Annotated in this window: 15 protein-coding genes; 11 read left to right on the plus strand and 4 right to left on the minus strand. The window is 70.8% G+C overall.

Annotated elements, in window-relative coordinates; genetic code table 11:
• Positions 1–63 precede the first annotated feature (63 nt).
• On the plus strand, positions 64–1401 hold the full coding sequence (locus QE410_RS00830) for a nitrate/nitrite transporter (RefSeq protein WP_307326750.1): 1338 nt from the start codon (positions 64–66) through the stop codon (positions 1399–1401).
• On the opposite strand, the gene QE410_RS00835 is transcribed toward QE410_RS00830, so the two are convergent.
• The gene (locus QE410_RS00835) at positions 1390–2166 is read right to left on the minus strand and encodes a GntR family transcriptional regulator (protein WP_307326751.1); all 777 of its coding nucleotides are present in this window, start codon (positions 2164–2166) and stop codon (positions 1390–1392) included. The two genes, QE410_RS00830 and QE410_RS00835, sit on opposite strands and share 12 nt — an antisense overlap.
• 83 nt (positions 2167–2249) lie before the next feature.
• Here QE410_RS00835 and QE410_RS00840 point away from each other — a divergent pair, with 83 nt between their 5' ends.
• The 5 genes from QE410_RS00840 to QE410_RS00860 all read left to right on the plus strand — a co-directional run bounded on the left by QE410_RS00840 (position 2250) and on the right by QE410_RS00860 (position 6932).
• A complete protein-coding gene (locus tag QE410_RS00840; protein WP_307326756.1) occupies positions 2250–3209 on the plus strand; it encodes an ABC transporter substrate-binding protein in 960 nt (319 codons plus the stop codon).
• A gap of 64 nt (positions 3210–3273) precedes the next feature.
• Entirely contained in the window at positions 3274–4242 is a 969-nt protein-coding gene (locus QE410_RS00845; protein WP_307326758.1) for an iron ABC transporter permease, read from the plus strand.
• Positions 4239–5297, plus strand: a complete 1059-nt coding sequence (locus tag QE410_RS00850; RefSeq protein WP_307326760.1) for an iron chelate uptake ABC transporter family permease subunit — start codon at positions 4239–4241, stop codon at positions 5295–5297. The genes QE410_RS00845 and QE410_RS00850 overlap by 4 nt, the downstream gene beginning before the upstream one ends.
• Positions 5294–6076 (plus strand): ABC transporter ATP-binding protein, encoded by a 783-nt coding sequence (locus QE410_RS00855; RefSeq protein WP_307326762.1) that lies wholly within the window; start codon positions 5294–5296, stop codon positions 6074–6076. The genes QE410_RS00850 and QE410_RS00855 overlap by 4 nt, the downstream gene beginning before the upstream one ends.
• A gap of 169 nt (positions 6077–6245) precedes the next feature.
• Entirely contained in the window at positions 6246–6932 is a 687-nt protein-coding gene (locus QE410_RS00860; protein WP_307326764.1) for a GNAT family N-acetyltransferase, read from the plus strand.
• A gap of 7 nt (positions 6933–6939) precedes the next feature.
• Here QE410_RS00860 and QE410_RS00865 read toward each other — a convergent pair whose 3' ends face one another.
• Both QE410_RS00865 and QE410_RS00870 read right to left on the minus strand, forming a co-directional pair.
• Positions 6940–7149 carry a multidrug transporter gene (locus QE410_RS00865; protein ID WP_307326766.1) on the minus strand — a complete coding sequence of 70 codons (210 nt, stop codon included), beginning with the start codon at positions 7147–7149 and terminating at the stop codon, positions 6940–6942.
• Between the two features lie 5 nt (positions 7150–7154).
• Complete coding sequence (locus QE410_RS00870; RefSeq protein WP_307326768.1) at positions 7155–7967, minus strand: SDR family oxidoreductase; 813 nt, start codon at positions 7965–7967, stop codon at positions 7155–7157.
• A gap of 286 nt (positions 7968–8253) precedes the next feature.
• Here QE410_RS00870 and QE410_RS00875 point away from each other — a divergent pair, with 286 nt between their 5' ends.
• The 3 genes from QE410_RS00875 (at position 8254) to QE410_RS00885 (ending at position 11179) form a co-directional block, all read left to right on the plus strand.
• The gene (locus QE410_RS00875) at positions 8254–8454 is read left to right on the plus strand and encodes a hypothetical protein (RefSeq protein ID WP_307326770.1); all 201 of its coding nucleotides are present in this window, start codon (positions 8254–8256) and stop codon (positions 8452–8454) included.
• 128 nt (positions 8455–8582) lie between these two features.
• Positions 8583–9716 (plus strand): o-succinylbenzoate synthase, encoded by a 1134-nt coding sequence (gene menC, locus QE410_RS00880; protein WP_307326772.1) that lies wholly within the window; start codon positions 8583–8585, stop codon positions 9714–9716.
• A 77-nt stretch (positions 9717–9793) separates the two neighbouring features.
• Entirely contained in the window at positions 9794–11179 is a 1386-nt protein-coding gene (locus QE410_RS00885; protein ID WP_307326774.1) for a glycine--tRNA ligase, read from the plus strand.
• A gap of 70 nt (positions 11180–11249) precedes the next feature.
• Here QE410_RS00885 and QE410_RS00890 read toward each other — a convergent pair whose 3' ends face one another.
• Positions 11250–12248: a LacI family DNA-binding transcriptional regulator gene (locus QE410_RS00890; protein WP_307326776.1), complete on the minus strand. Its 999-nt coding sequence runs from the start codon at positions 12246–12248 to the stop codon at positions 11250–11252.
• 106 nt (positions 12249–12354) lie between these two features.
• On the opposite strand from QE410_RS00890, the gene QE410_RS00895 reads away from it, so the two are divergent.
• The gene (locus QE410_RS00895; RefSeq protein ID WP_307326778.1) at positions 12355–13389 is read left to right on the plus strand and encodes an agmatine/peptidylarginine deiminase; all 1035 of its coding nucleotides are present in this window, start codon (positions 12355–12357) and stop codon (positions 13387–13389) included.
• On the plus strand, positions 13386–15086 hold the full coding sequence (locus QE410_RS00900; RefSeq protein WP_307326780.1) for an amidase: 1701 nt from the start codon (positions 13386–13388) through the stop codon (positions 15084–15086). Before QE410_RS00895 ends, QE410_RS00900 begins: the two co-directional genes overlap by 4 nt.
• Positions 15087–15237: the final 151 nt, after the last annotated feature.

The following is a 15237-nucleotide window of genomic DNA, read 5'->3' on the forward strand; positions in this document are numbered from 1 at the left end:
CCGGGGGCCGGGCGCGCCCGCACGCCGACGCCGGTGTCGGAGGGCGGGGATAGCCTGGAACGCGTGACCAGTACCCTCCGCCTCGACCGGCCGGGCTGGCGCACCTGGACGCTGTGGGCCGTCGGCGTCCTCGCCTACGTCGTCTCGATCATCAACCGCACCTCGCTCTCGGCCGTCGGAGTGGATGCCGCGGTGCGCTTCGGGGCCGACGCCTCGGCGCTGTCGATGTTCGCCGTCATCCAGCTCTTCGTCTACGGCGCGATGCAGATCCCCGTCGGCCTGCTGCTCGACCGGTTCGGTGCGCGCCCGATGATCGCGATCGGCATGGTGCTGATGGCCGTCGGCCAGCTCGTGATGGCCTTCGCGGATGCCGTGGGGATCGGCATCCTGGCCCGCGTGCTGATCGGTGCGGGCGATGCCGCGATCTTCCCGAGCGTCCTGCGCGTGATCGCGACCTGGTTCCCCGCGCAGCGCGCGCCGGTGCTCGTGCAGTTGACGGGCATCATCGGTCAGCTGGGTCAGATCGTCGCGGTCGTGCCGCTGGCCGCCCTTCTGCACGCGACGAGCTGGAGCGTCGCCTTCGGCAGCGTCGCGGGTCTCGGTCTGCTCTTCGCGGTCCTGACGTTCCTCATCATCCGCAACCGTCCGCCCGAACGGCGGTCCGACCCCGTCGACACGTCCGTCGACACGCAGACCGGTGCGATCCGGGTGGTGCGCTCGGCGCCCGACCTTCGCAAAGGGTTCCGCGAGTCCTGGGCGCACCCCGGTACGCGGCTGGGGTTCTGGTCGCACTTCGCCACCCCGTTCGCGGGCACGGCGTTCATGCTGCTGTGGGGCTTCCCGTTCCTCACCGCGGGCGAGGGGCTCGCGCCGGCGACCGCGTCGCTCGTGATGACGTCGCTGGTGCTGTTCAGCATCCTGAGCGGTCCGGTGATCGGGGCGCTGTCGAGCCGGCATCCCACCCGGCGATCGCGATGGCTGGTGCTGCCCACGGTCGTGTTCCAGGCCGTCGTATGGATCGTCGTCATCGTGTGGCCCGGGCAGGCTCCGGTCTGGCTGCTGGTGGTGCTGATGTTCGCGCTGTCGACCGGGGGGCCGGCGTCGATGATCGCCTTCGACCACGCACGCACCTTCACCCCCAGTCACCGCCTCAGTACCGCGACGGGCATCGTCAACGGCGGCGGGTTCCTCGCGGCGCTGCTCGCGATCCTCTTCATCGGTATCGCGATGGACGTGCAGGGGGCGGGCAGCCCCGAAACCTATTCGCTCGACGCGTTCCGCCTCGCGTTCCTCACCCAGGTGCCGCTGTGGCTCGTCGGCGGGACCGCGATCGTCATCGAGCGCGGCCGCACGATTCGTCACGTGAGCCGGACCGACTCGCCCCCGCCGTCAGGGCGCTGACCCGTCAGGACTCGACCCCTGCTCGAGTCGTCCAAGTCTGCCGGCCCATGCGAGCGCGTCGTCGGATGCGTCGTGAGCGGACAGGTGGTCGCCGAGAAGGTAGGCGGCTGTGTGGTGTGCGCGCAGCTCCGCGAGCACGGCGTCGGGATGCCCCTCGGCAACCAGGTCGACGACGCGTCGATGTCGCGCCGCGCGATCGAGGAGAGACTCGGCTCCCGCCTGCGCCTGACGGTTCAGCCGCATGAGTATGGCCACCGGGAGGGCGATCGCGGCGTAGGCGGCGTTCAAGTGGTCATTGCCCGCCAGGTTCACCAATGCCGTGTGAAACTGCAGACCGTCATGGGGGGCGCGTGTCTCGTCGCCCGAGCGGGCGTGGCGTTCCATCGCGTCCATAGCCGTGCGCAGGCGCTCGAACCTCTCGCCGTTCGCCGGAACCCCCTGCTGCACCGCGAGGGCCTCGAGCTGTTCGCGCACCGTGGTCACCTGGAAGGCGTCCTGCAGGGTCAGCTGCACCACGCGGCTTCCCGCACGCGGCACGTGGACGATGGCGCGTCGACTCTCTAGCGCGCGGAGGGCTTCGCGGAGGGATTGCCGTCCGACGCCGATCTCCGCGGCGAGTGCATGCTCGGTCACATGTGCGCCCATGGCCAGCCGTCCGTCGATGATGCGGTCGCACAGTTCCGACGTCGCGATCGCGGTGACGCTCTCGGGGCCATCGATGAGGCCGCCCTCCCGACGCCCCCTTCCCCTTGTGATTCGCTGCATCGGACTCCTCCCGGGCACCACGCCCGACGCATAGGTTAGGATAGCCTTACCTAGTCGACCATGACGGATCAAGGATACCCCTCATGCCTGCGAAACGCTTCCCCGCCTCTCTTCTCGTCCTCTGCTCCGTCGCTGCTCTCACCATGACCGGGTGCGCGGCTGTCAGCGGCGGCGGTTCTGCGGCGAAGGAGGGCGACCGAACCGTCGAAAGCGTCCTCGGCCCGGTGACCGTGCCCGAGACGATCGAATCGGTGGTGGTCCTGGAGGGGCGCCGCGACCTCGACATCGTGCTGTCGCTGGGGCTGCCCCTCACCGGGTACCCGTACGAAGAGGCCGCTGCGCTGGACCTCGAGGCTCCTGTCGCGCCGGCCCTCGCGCGGGCGGTGGGCGCTTCGCCGATGTTCCTCGCCGAAGAGGTCAACCTGGAGGCGATCGCGGAGGCCGCGCCGACTCTGATCGTCAGCCGCATCGACGACGTCGAGCCCATCCTGGACGAGTTGCGGGCGATCGCCCCCGTGCTGGCGATCGGCGATCAAACCACGAGCTCGTGGCAGGACGACCTCCGTCTCGTGGCCGAGGCGACGGGGACGCAGACTCGCGCCGCGGAGCTCATCGCGCAGTACGACGCTCGCGTGGCGGAGGTGTCGGAGGCCTACGCCGACGTTCTCGCGTCCCAGACGTTCGCGCCCATCAACGTGACCTCCGATGGGAGTGATGTGCGCCCCAACCGACTGCTCTCGACCGTGCTCCAAGACCTCGGCGCCGCGCCGTCCGCCGCTTTCGCCGAAGCGATTCAGAGCGGCGAGGGCGTCGAATACTCACCCGAGCAGCTGGTGTCGAAGTGGAGCGATGCGACGGCCGTCGTGGCGTTGGTCAACGACGCCGCGTCCTGGCACGAGCTGCAGACCGATTCATTGTGGACGCAGCTGCCCGCGGTTGCCGGAGGCCACGTCGTGCGCTCCGACAAGCAGACCCATGAAGGTGCGGCACTGACCGCGCTTCACAGCATCGACGTCATCGAGTCGCTGCTCGCCACTTTCTGAGAGCGGAACCCTGAACCTGTCGTCGGGCGGCATGGCGCGCGCGGCGCTGCTCATAGGCGCGGCGTTGGCCGTCACTGTCGTGTGCCTCACCCTCGGTCTGATGGTGGGCTCGAGAGGGATCGCCCCGGTAGCGGTGTGGCAGGCGCTGCTGGGGACGGCGGACCCGGAAGCGCGTGCGATCGTGCAAGACCAGCGTCTGCCCCGCACGCTCATCGGGATCGTCGGGGGCGCTGCTCTGGCGGTCGCGGGTGTCGTCGTCCAGGGTCACACCCGTAATCCGCTCGCCGATCCGGGTCTGCTGGGAATCACGGCCGGCAGTTCCCTCGCTGTCGTGGTCGGTATCTCGGCTCTCGGTCTCACCACACCCGCTGGTTACCTCGGGGCGGCATTCGGCGGCGCTGCCCTGGGCACGATCGTCGTGGTCGTCATCGGGCTCGCAGCGAGCCGCCGTCGAGACGCGTCCCCCGCGTCGCTGGTGCTCGCCGGGACGGCCGTGTCCGCCCTGCTCGGCGCGATCACCGGGATCATCCTGCTGCTCGACTCCGCCGCGCTCGACCTGTTCCGCTTCTGGACGGTGGGCTCGTTGAGCGCAGGCCGGGATCTCGACGTGTTCCTGGCCGCACTCGTTCCCCTCGCGGTGGGCGGCGTCCTCGCCGGTGCGCACGCTCGCGCACTCGATGTGCTGGTGCTCGGCGACGACGTCGCGGCTGCTCTGGGGCGCCGCCTCCTTCCGACCCGGATCCTGGGATTGGTCGTCGTGACCCTCCTCGTCGGTGGGGCGACCGTGGCCATCGGAGCTCTCGGATTTGTCGGGCTTGTCGCCCCTCACCTCGCGCGAAGGGTTTTCGGCGAGAAGCACGAGGTACTCCTGCCCGCGAGTGCGATGCTCGGCTCACTCCTCGTCGTCTTCGCCGACGTCATCGGACGTGTCATCATCTCGCCCGCAGAACTCCCGGTCGGCGTCGTCCTCGCGGTCATCGGCGCTCCGGCGCTCCTCGTCATCATCGTCCGCACCCGGAAGACCTCCACATGAGCGCGTCCACCACTCTACGAGTCGGGATGTTCTCGCAGCAGGTTCGCCGACGAACCGTCGTCGTCTCCGCGCTTCTCCTCGTCGCGACCGTCCTGCTGGCCGGTGCCGGGCTGGCCCTGGGCGACTACACGCTCGCGCCCGGGGATGTCGTCGCCGCACTCCGAGGGGAAGGAAGTGCCCGCGACCACCTCGTCGTCAACGCCATACGTCTGCCGCGCGTGGCTCTCGGCATCGTCGTGGGGGTCTGTCTCGCCGTCGCCGGCGCGATCGTGCAGACGACGGCACGCAACGCCCTCGCGAGTCCCGACCTTCTCGGCGTCTCGGCGGGCGCGGGCGCCGGCGCGGTCGCCGCGATCGTCCTCAGCGGCACGAACGCCGCCGGCGCCGCGGCGCTGGAGGTCATCGGGACCCCGCTCGCCGCTCTCCTGGGCGGCGTCGTCGCGGCCGCCATCGTCGTACTCTTGCTCCGTGTCACGGGCACGACCGGTCTGTCGCCCCTGCTCGCCGGTGTCGGCGTTTCCGCGCTGTTCGGGGGACTGACGAGCTGGATGCTCACCGCTGCGAGCATCGACGACGCGGCCCGAGCGAACGCGTGGCTCGCGGGCTCGCTCGGCGGCAGAGGATGGTCGGAAGTCGCCGCCGTCACCGTCGCCGCCGTCACGGCCCTCGCCCCCCTGATCGTCCTCTCGTCGCGGCTCCCCGCACTGGAGCTCGGACCGTCCATCGCGACCTCGCTGGGCTACCGCGTGCCGCAGTCGGTGGGACTCCTCCTTCTCATCGCGGTCGTTCTCACCTCCGTCCCCGTCGCCGCGGCAGGTCCGATCGGCTTCATCGCTCTCGTCGCCCCCCATCTCGCACGTCTCGCCTGTCGCTCACCCCGGCCTCCGCTCGTGGCGAGCGGGATCGCGGGAGCCGCGCTTCTTCTCGCGAGCGATCTTGTCGCACGGTTCGCGCTGGCGCCTCTTCTCCTCCCCACCGGCGCGGTCACCGCCGTCATCGGCGCCCCGTTCCTCATCTGGCTGCTCGTTCGCTCGCGGAAAGACCCCACGCAATGACCTCTGTGTTCACCGTTCGCGATCTCGTCCTCCGATTCGGGGAACGCTCCGTGCTCAAGGGCATAGATCTGGAGATCCCCGCCGGCCGGGTGACGGCGATCATCGGTCCGAACGGGTGCGGCAAGTCGACCCTCCTTCGCAGTCTCAGCAGGCTCGGCCCGGCGGTCGACGGGCAGGTGCTCCTGGAGGGCACGCCGATCGCCGACATTCCGCATCGCGTCTTCGCTCGCCAGGTGGCCCTTCTCCCGCAGGCCCCGATGGCGCCGGAGCAGTTGACCGTCATCGATCTCGTCACGCGCGGGCGAGACCCGCACCGGCGCTGGTACGACCAGTGGTCACGCGCCGACGAGGACATCGTGCTCGATGCACTCGATCGCACCGGTCTTCGCGAACGGGCGAACCACCCGCTCTCCACTCTTTCCGGAGGGCAGCGGCAACGCGCCTGGATCGCGCTGGCGCTGGCGCAGAGCACACCCGTCCTCCTTCTGGACGAGCCCACCACGTATCTTGACATCGCGCACCAGCTCGAAGTCCTCGATACCGTTCGTCGGCTCCATCTCGAGGGGGTGACCGTCGTCATGGTGCTTCACGATCTCAGCCTCGCCGCTCGTTACGCCGACCACATCGTCGCCATGCGTGACGGCCGGATCGCCGCGACAGGAACGGTCGAGACCGTCATCACCGCGGATACGATCCGCAGCGTTTTCGACATCGAGTGCACGATCCTGGCCGATCCGAGGACCGGGCGCCCCGTGGTCCTGCCGCATTCGCCCACCTGAACGACAAGGGTGCCCCGCGACCGCGCCTGGTGCCGCGTTCGACCGGAGAAGGGGACCGTTCGTCCGCCGCCCCTGTGCGGCGGCCGATCAGCCGCCGGTCGACCGCTGCCAGAGGTCGGGATGACGGGACGAGTCCGGCCGTCGATGGCGGTGGTGCGACACTCGATGCGTGAACGACTTCGAGATCCGCACCCTCGACGACGTCGGCGGCATCCACGAGGCAGCCCGGGTGCTCGACGAGGTATGGGGCGAGCGCGGCACGATGCCGGCGAACATCCTGCGCGCCCTCGAACACGCGGGCAACTACGTCGTCGGGCTTTTCGACGGCGACAGGATGATCGGGGCATCAGCGGCGTTCTTCGGTCCGCCCGCCGAGCGGACGATGCACTCGCACATCACCGGCATCCTGCCCGGCCACCAGGATCGCGGCCTCGGCCGCCGGCTCAAGGAGCATCAGCGCGCGTGGGCGCTGGAACGCGGAGTCAGGCATGTCACCTGGACGTTCGACCCGCTGATGGCCCGCAACGCGCACTTCAACCTCGCGGTGCTGGGCGCGCGCGTGACCGAGTACCTCGCCGACCACTATGGAGCGATGGCGGATGCCGTGAACCGTGGCGACGAGTCCGATCGGATCCTCGTGTCGTGGGCAGTGGCCGAGCCGCCCGCCCCTGCTCCGGCAGACGCCGATGTCGTCGCGGTCGTTGCCGTCCCCGACGACATCGCGTCCCTTCGTCGCAGTGACCCGGCCGCCGCCGCCGACTGGCGTCGGCGCCTGCGCGACGACATCGCCGGGCACCTGGCATCCGGACGCCGGATCGGCAGCTTCGACCGCCGAGGTTATCTCGTCGTCGAGTGACGGACGGTCACTGCTCGGTGATCGGGGTGTCTTCTTCCGCCGCCGGGTCGCCCTGACCGGGACCTGGACGCACCGCCGCGTCATCGCGCACGTCGATGCGGGTCACGCCGTCGTGCTTGGTCACGTCGAACCGGGGCGCGGCGTCTTCTTCCGTCGCTTTCGGTGCGCTGGTGAGCTGGTCGTGGCGGTTCTCTTCGAAGCTCTTCTCGTCGCTCATCCCGCTCACTCCTCTCCCGCCGAACGCCAGGCGTCCGACTCCATGTGCGAGCCCGCCTGCGGGCCCATCTGCAGCATCCCGCCGTCGACGACCCAGCTCGCACCCGTGACATACGAGCCCGACGGCGAGGCGAGGAAGCGGATGACGTCGGCGATCTCCTGCGGCTTGCCGGGGCGGCCGAGTGGGATGCCGGGACGGTGGATGCGATCGGCATCTTCGGCCGACATGTCGTTGATGGGCGTGGCGATCTCGCCCGGAGCGACGGCGTTGGCCGTGATGCCGTACTGGCCCAGCTCGAGCGCCATCGTCTTGATGAGTCCACCGACGCCGTGCTTGGCGGCGACGTAGGGAGCGGAGCCTACGCGGGGCTGGTGCTCGTGCACGCTCGAGACGACGATGAGTCGCCCGCCGTGGCCGGCCGCCACCATGCGCTTCGCCGCGGTGTGCAGCGCGAGGAACGCGCCGTCGAGGTTGAGTGCGATGTCAGTGCGCCACGTGTCGAAGTCGAGGTCGAGGAAGCTGCCGCCGATGCCGCCGCCGGCGTTGTTGACGAACACGTCGAGGCCGCCGAGCTCATCGGCCATGGCGTTCACGGCATCCGGGACCTTATCGAACTCGGTCGCGTCGAACTGCGCGACGATCGCGCGTGCGCCGCGTGCGCGCACGGCCGCAGCGGTCTCTTCGGCGCCGTCTTTGTCGGAGTGGTAGGTGACGGCGACGTCGATGCCGGCCTCGGCGAGGGCGAGGGCGGTGGCAGCGCCGATGCCCGAATCGGAACCGGTGACGATCGCGTGGCGGGGGGTGAAGTCGTCGCTCATGCGCCCGACGCTACGCGCCGCGCCGCGCCTCGCCCCTCGGCCTTGCCACGGCCGGGTGCGGGCGTTACGGTCGCAGGTCGGGCGGGCGCCGGCCGAAGCCGCCGCACGCCAGGCGGGTGAGGGCGGGACGCCCCGCCGGGAGTCGGGTGATTGAGCGTCGCCCGCGGGCGAGATGTGCGACGTATACCCGCCGTGGCCACGGAGTGGCCGCTAATTTTAGCCTGTTCCGTTTCGAGCGGCTCAATGCCCGCCGCGCGGCCGGCTCGACGTCAGACCGGAGGACTCTGTGACCGAACGCAAGCGCACCCTGGTAGATGCCGCGCCCTTCATCGCTCTCGCCGTTGTCGCCCTGACGGTGAACCTCTCGCTCGTGGTGCTGACCGATATCGATGTCTTCACGAGGTGGGTCGCAACGGTCGTGTCCGGCGTTGTCGCAGCCGCGACGGCGTACGCCGTGGTCTCTCGACGGACCGGCCCTCCCGCCTGAAGTCCCGGAAGGGCGTCGAGGGTGGGCGCGGCGCACAACTCCTGCAGTCCTTTGCCTGAGCGCGCGCACTCGCCTGACCCGAGTAGAGCTGCAGGAGTTGTGTCGCCCCACCCCGATACCCTCCCCTCATGCCCCTGACCCGCCCCGCCTCTCCCGTGACCCTGGATGCCGTCGAGCTGCGCGTGCTGCAGATCCCGCTCGTGTCGCCCTTCACGACGTCGTTCGGCACCGAGACGGTGCGCGAGGTCATCGTCGTCGCGGCCGAGACCGGCGACGGTCGCGGCTGGGGCGAGGTCGTCACGATGGCCGCTCCGCTGTACTCCAGCGAGTACACCGAGAGCGCGTGGGACGTGCTCGCCCGCTACCTGGCCCCGGCGCTGCTGGAACGCCGAACCCTCTCGCCCGAGGAGGTGCCCGGCATCCTGCATCCCTTCGTCGGCCACCGCATGGCCAAGGCGGGCCTCGAGCTCGCGATCATCGACGCCGCCCTCCGCGCCGAGGGTCGCAGCTTCGCGCAGTACCTCGGCGCCGAGCGCGACCGAGTGCCCTCGGGTGTCTCGGTTGGCATCCAGCGTGACCCGCAGGCGCTCGTCGATGTCGTCGGCGGCTACCTCGACGAGGGCTACGTGCGCATCAAGATCAAGATCAAACCTGGGCGCGACGTCGACGACACCGCCGCCGTCCGCGCGGCCTTCCCGTCGATCCCGCTGCAGGTCGACGCGAACTCGGCCTACACGCTTCAGGATGCCGACACCCTCGTCGAGCTGGACCGCTTCGACCTGCTGCTCATCGAACAACCGCTGCAGGAAGACGACCTCGTCGATCACGCGACGCTTGCCGCGCGGCTGCGAACCCCCGTCTGTCTCGACGAGTCGATCGTGAGCGACAAGGCCGCGGCCGACGCGCTCGCGCTCGGCTCGGCCGCGATCCTGAACATCAAGGCGGGGCGGGTCGGCGGGTACCTCGAGGCCGTCGCGATCCACGACCGGGCGCTCGCCGCGGGGGTGCCGGTGTGGTGCGGCGGCATGCTCGAGACGGGGATCGGTCGCGCGGCCAACGCCGCGCTCGCCGCCCTTCCGGGCTTCACGCTCCCGGGCGACATCTCGGCATCCGCGCGCTTCTACGATCGCGACATCGTGACCGAACCGGCCGTGCTGGATGACGGGTACGTGCGGGTGCCGACCGGCCCGGGACTCGGCGTCGAGATCGACGAGACGGCGCTCGACGCGTTCACGGTGCGCCGAGAACGCCTCACGCGGTGAGCTCACGCCTCGCTCGATAAACTGGATGCCGCGCACTCGCGCCCGATCCCCATAATTTCCCGACCATTGGAGCCACCGTGGCCGAACAGTCCCGCCTCGATAAGGTCATCGCCCTCGCCCGCCACCGCGGGTTCGTGTTCCAGGCCGGTGAGATCTACGGCGGTTCGCGTTCGGCGTGGGACTACGGCCCGCTCGGTACGGAGCTGAAGGAGAACATCCGCCGCCAGTGGTGGCAGACGTTCGTCCGCGGTCGCGGCGACATGGTGGGGCTCGACTCCAGCGTCATCCTGCCCAAGCGCGTGTGGGAGGCCTCCGGCCACGTCGCGACGTTCGCCGACAAGGTCGTCGAGTCGACCATCACGCACAAGCGCTATCGCGCCGACCACCTGTGGGAGGCCTTCGTCGCCAAGCGCGGTCGCGAGCCCGAGAGCTGGGACGAGGTTCCCGACCCCGAGACCGGGCAGCGCGGCAACTGGACGGAGCCGCGATCGTTCTCGGGCCTGGTCAAGACGTACCTCGGCGTCGTCGACGACGAGTCGGGCCTGCACTTCCTGCGTCCCGAGACCGCCCAGGGCATCTTCGTGAACTTCTCCAACGTGCTCACGGCATCCCGTCGCAAGCCCCCGTTCGGCGTCGGCCAGGTGGGTAAGGCGTTCCGCAACGAGATCACGCCCGGCAACTTCATCTTCCGCACGCGCGAGTTCGAGCAGATGGAGATCGAGTACTTCACCCCGCCCGCCGAGGCGAACGAGTGGTTCGAGCACTGGGTCGAGGCGTGCTGGAACTGGTTCATCGACCTCGGTATCGACCCCGACAACATGAAGCGCTTCGACGTGCCCGAGGAAGACCGCGCGCACTACTCGGCCGGCACGATCGACGTCGAATATCGCTTCGGCTTCCCGGGCAAGGAGTGGGGCGAGCTCATGGGCGTCGCCAACCGCACCGACTACGACCTCAAGAGCCACTCCGAGGCGTCGGGCCAGTCGCTCACCTTCTTCGACCAGGCCTCGGGCGAGAAGTACACGCCGTACGTCATCGAGCCGTCGTTCGGTCTGACCCGCGCCATGATGGCGTTCCTCGTCGATGCGTACCGCGAAGAAGAGGTGCCCAACGCCAAGGGCGGCACCGACACCCGCACGGTGCTGAAGCTCGACCCGCGACTCGCGCCCGTCAAGGTCGCCGTTCTGCCGCTGTCGCGCAACGAGCGCCTGTCGCCGCTGGCCCGCGAGGTCGCCGACACCCTGCGTTCGGCCGGCTGGAACATCGACTTCGACGACGCCGGCGCCATCGGTCGCCGCTACCGTCGTCAGGACGAGATCGGCACCCCGTTCTGCGTCACCGTCGACTTCGACTCGCTCGACGACAACGCCGTGACCGTGCGCGACCGCGACACCATGGGCCAGGAGCGCATCGGCCTCGACGCCCTGCACGGGTACTTGGCGGAGCGTCTGCGCGGGGCCTGACCCGCTTCGCGAGAGACCGGATGCCGTGGCTCGAGGCCGTGGCATCCGGTCTCTCGTCGTGAACCCGCGGCTACGCCCCGGCCGTACTGTCGCGAACGACGAGCCGCGGGACGATGACGCGCTCGCGATCGGCCGGGCCGTCGGCCTCCGTCACCGCCGCCAGCAACTCGAGGCAGGCCGAGCCGAAGGCGCGGGCGTCGAGATCCAACGACGTCACGGCGGGGGATAGGAGCGCGTGCACCGGCTCGTCGACGTAGGCGGCGAGCAGCAGGTCGTCGCCGACGCGGCGTCCGGCGCGGTGCGCGGCGGCCAGCGCCGGGGCGGCCGACCCGCTGGGGGCGACGATGAGCGCGTCGACCTCTTCGGCGGAGAGGATGTCGGCGACCGCGGAGTCGACCTCGTCGGCGGTCGGCACGAACGAGATGGTGCGCGAGACGGCGATGCCCCCGTGCTCGGCTGTCCACTCCGCATATGCGCGGGTGAGGTCGCGGCTCCAGGCGGTGCCGTCGGGCGGGAGCACCGCGGCGACGCGCGTCGCACCCCGGTCGGTGAGGTGATCGAGCAGGCCGCGGAGCGCCGTGGCATGGTCGTAGACGACGCTCGCGCTCACCCGGTCCTCGCCGCCGAGCACGTGCTCGCCGCTGACCACCGGGCGGCCGGTGTCGAGAATGGCCCGGATGCCGGCGTCCTCGGCGGTCGCGTCGACGACGACGTACCCGTCGACGAACGCGGTCGGCGGGGTGGTGTCGTCGGCGGCGCGGTGGGGCAGCAGGATCACGGACAGACCGCGGGCGTCCGCGGCATCCACCACCCCGAAGGCGAAGTCGGTGTAGTACGGCAGCCGCGTCGACCCGGGCGGAAGCTGCAGGCCCACCGTGCCGTATCGGGCGGTACGCAGGCTCCGCGCGGGCGCGTTGACGACGTAGTTGAGCTCTTGAGCGGCGGCGAGTACGCGCTCCCGCGTCTCGGGCGACACTCCCGCCTTGTCGCGCAGCGCGAACGAGACCGCGGCGATCGAGACGCCCGCGGCGGCCGCCACGTCGTGCAGCGTCGGTTTGCGGGGGGTCACGCCCCGACGTTACCCGACGGGTGCGGCTCTTGCGCTAAATGCTACTTAAACGTTTAATGTTCCTGCAGGCGTCAGGCGTCTGCCCCACATCCGCAGAGGAGAGCCGATGACGTGGCGCATGCCGAGCGAGACCGCGCCTCAGACGCGCACCTGGATGGCGTTTCCCGCCGAGGGGCCGACCCTGGGTGAGACGGATGCCGAACGCGAGGCGGGCTACGCCGCGTGGACCGCGGTCGCCCACGCCGTCGCCGCGTTCGAGCCGGTGACGATGGTCGTGGATCCCTCCGAGCGCGCCCGGGCGCGGCGCATGCTCTCGGCCGACATCGACATCCTCGAGGCGCCGGTCGATGAATTCTGGATGCGCGACGTGGGCCCCACTTTCGTCGTCGACCCCGAGCGTCCCGGCATCCTGGGCGCCGTCGACTGGACCTTCAACGGCTGGGGCGACCACTGGTGGAGCCAGTGGCGCAAGTCGGCGCAGCTCGGTCGCTTCGTCGCCGAGGCGGCCGGCGCCGAGCTCGTGCCGTCGTCGCTGGTGAACGAGGGGGGTGGCATCCACGTCGACGGCGAGGGCACCGTGCTGCTCACCGAGACCGTGCAGCTCGACCCGCGCCGCAATCCCGATGCCGACCGCGCGAGCGTCGAGGCCGAGATGGCCCGCACGATCGGGGCGACCCACGCCGTGTGGCTCCCGCGCGGCCTCACCCGCGACTACGGCGACTTCGGCACGAGCGGGCACGTCGACATCGTCGCGGCCCTGCCGTCGCCGGGTGTCGTGCTGCTGCACGATCAGCGCGACGCGGCGCACCCCGACCACGTCGTCTCGGCCGAGCTGCGCGCGTTCTTCGCGGACCAGACGGATGCCGCCGGCCGCCCCTTCACCGTGCGCGACCTCCCGGCTCCCGACACCCTCCGCGACGCGGACGGCGACACCGACTGGAGCTACGTGAACCACCTGGTCGTGAACGGCGGGGTCATCGCGTGCGGCTTCGGCGAGCCCGTCGCGGATGCCCGGGCGCGCGGCATCCTGGAGGAGGTCTACCCGGGTCGCCGGGTCGTGACCGTCGATGCGCGCGAGCTGTTTGCCCGGGGTGGCGGCATCCACTGCATCACGCAGCAGCAGCCGGTGGTGCGCGCATGATCGAGGTCGCCGAGGCGTCCATCGCGGAGCTGGCCGCGGCCCTCGCGGCTGGCGAGACGACCGCCGTCGAGCTGGTGGACGCGCACCTCGCGCGGATCGCGGCGTACGACGGCCCCGAGACGCCGACGCGTCTGAACGCCGTGGTGGTGCTGAACCCCGACGCCCGCGCCGAGGCCGAGGAGTCCGACGCCCGCCGCGCCGCCGGGCGGGCGCGCGGGCCGCTCGACGGCATCCCGTACACCGCGAAAGACAGCTACTTCGTGCGCGGCCTCACCGCCGCCTCCGGAAGCCCGGCTTTCGCCGACCTCGTCGCCCGCACCGATGCCTTCACAATCGAGCGGCTGCGAGACGCCGGCGCGATCTGCCTCGGCAAGACGAACATGCCGCCGATGGCCAACGGCGGCATGCAGCGCGGCCTCTACGGCCGCGCCGAGAGCCCGTACAACGCCGACTACCTCACCTCGGCGTTCGCCTCGGGGTCGTCCAACGGCTCCGGCACGGCGACCGCGGCGTCGTTCGGCGTCTTCGGGCTGGGCGAGGAGACGTGGTCGAGCGGGCGGGCGCCGGCATCCTGCAACGCGCTCTGCGCGTACACCCCCTCGCGCGGCATCATCTCGGTGCGCGGCAACTGGCCGCTCGTGCCGACGATGGACGTCGTCGTGCCGCACACCCGCTCGATGGCCGATCTGCTCGCGGTGCTCGACGTCGTCGTCGCGGACGATCCCGAGACGCGGGGCGACTTCTGGCGGGCGCAGCCGTGGGTGCAGCTGCCGGCCGCGTCGGATGTGCGGCCGGAGTCGTACGCCGCGCTCGCGGCCGGCGCCTCGCTGAGCGGCAGGCGGATCGGCATCCCGCGCATGTTCCTCGGTACCGACCCGCTGGCCGGCACCGGTCCGCGCGGCGTGGGCGGCCCCACGGGCGAGCGCATCGCGCCGCGACCGTCGGTGCTCGCGCTGTGGGAGGCCGCGCGCGCCGACCTCGAGGCCGCGGGCGCGACCGTCGTCGAGACGGACTTCCCGCTGGTGAGCAACTACGAGGCCGACCGGCCCGGTGCACCGACGATCTCGACGCGCGGGCTCGTGTCGCCGGAGTTCCTGCGCCGCGAGATCGTCGATCTGTCGGCGTGGGCCTGGGACGACTTCCTGCGCGCGAACGGCGAGCCGGGGCTGGCCGCCGTCGACGGGGCCGCGATCTTCCCGCACCCCGAGGGGGCCCTGCCCGACCGCTACGCCGGCTTCGACGACGACATCGCGGAGTACCCGGCGCACGTCCGCGAGCATCCGGTCGCCGCGTTCACCGAGATTCCTGGGCTGGCCGAGGGCCTGCGCGGGCTGGAGGAAACCCGGCGGCGCGACCTCGAAGAGTGGATGGATGCCGAGGGCCTCGACGCCGTGGTCTTCCCCACGATGAGCGACGTGGCGCCCGCCGATGCAGACGTGAACCCCGCCTCGGCGGACATCGCGTGGCGCAACGGCGTGTGGGTCGCGACCGGTAACCTCGCGATCCGCCATTGCGGGGTGCCGACGGTGACGGTGCCGATGGGCACGCTCGACGACATCGGCATGCCGGTGGGCCTGACCTTCGCGGGTCGCGCCTACGACGACACCGCGCTGCTGCAACTTGCGGCCGCCTTCGAGGCGACGGGTGAGCGACGCACGGTGCCGCCGCGCACTCCGCCGCTGGGGGCGGCGGGGTGACGCGGGTTTGCGCAACGGAATCGGACCAGTGCAGCGGATTCGGACCGTGAGGGCCCGTGGATCCGATTCTGTGACCCCGGTCCGGTTTCGGTGCGGGGGAGAGGTCCGCGCGCGCGGCATCCTCCCTCGCGGGAGCGCCGACACCGCCCGT

The sequence above is a fragment of the Microbacterium sp. SORGH_AS_1204 genome (assembly GCF_030818935.1).
GTDB lineage: Bacteria > Actinomycetota > Actinomycetes > Actinomycetales > Microbacteriaceae > Microbacterium.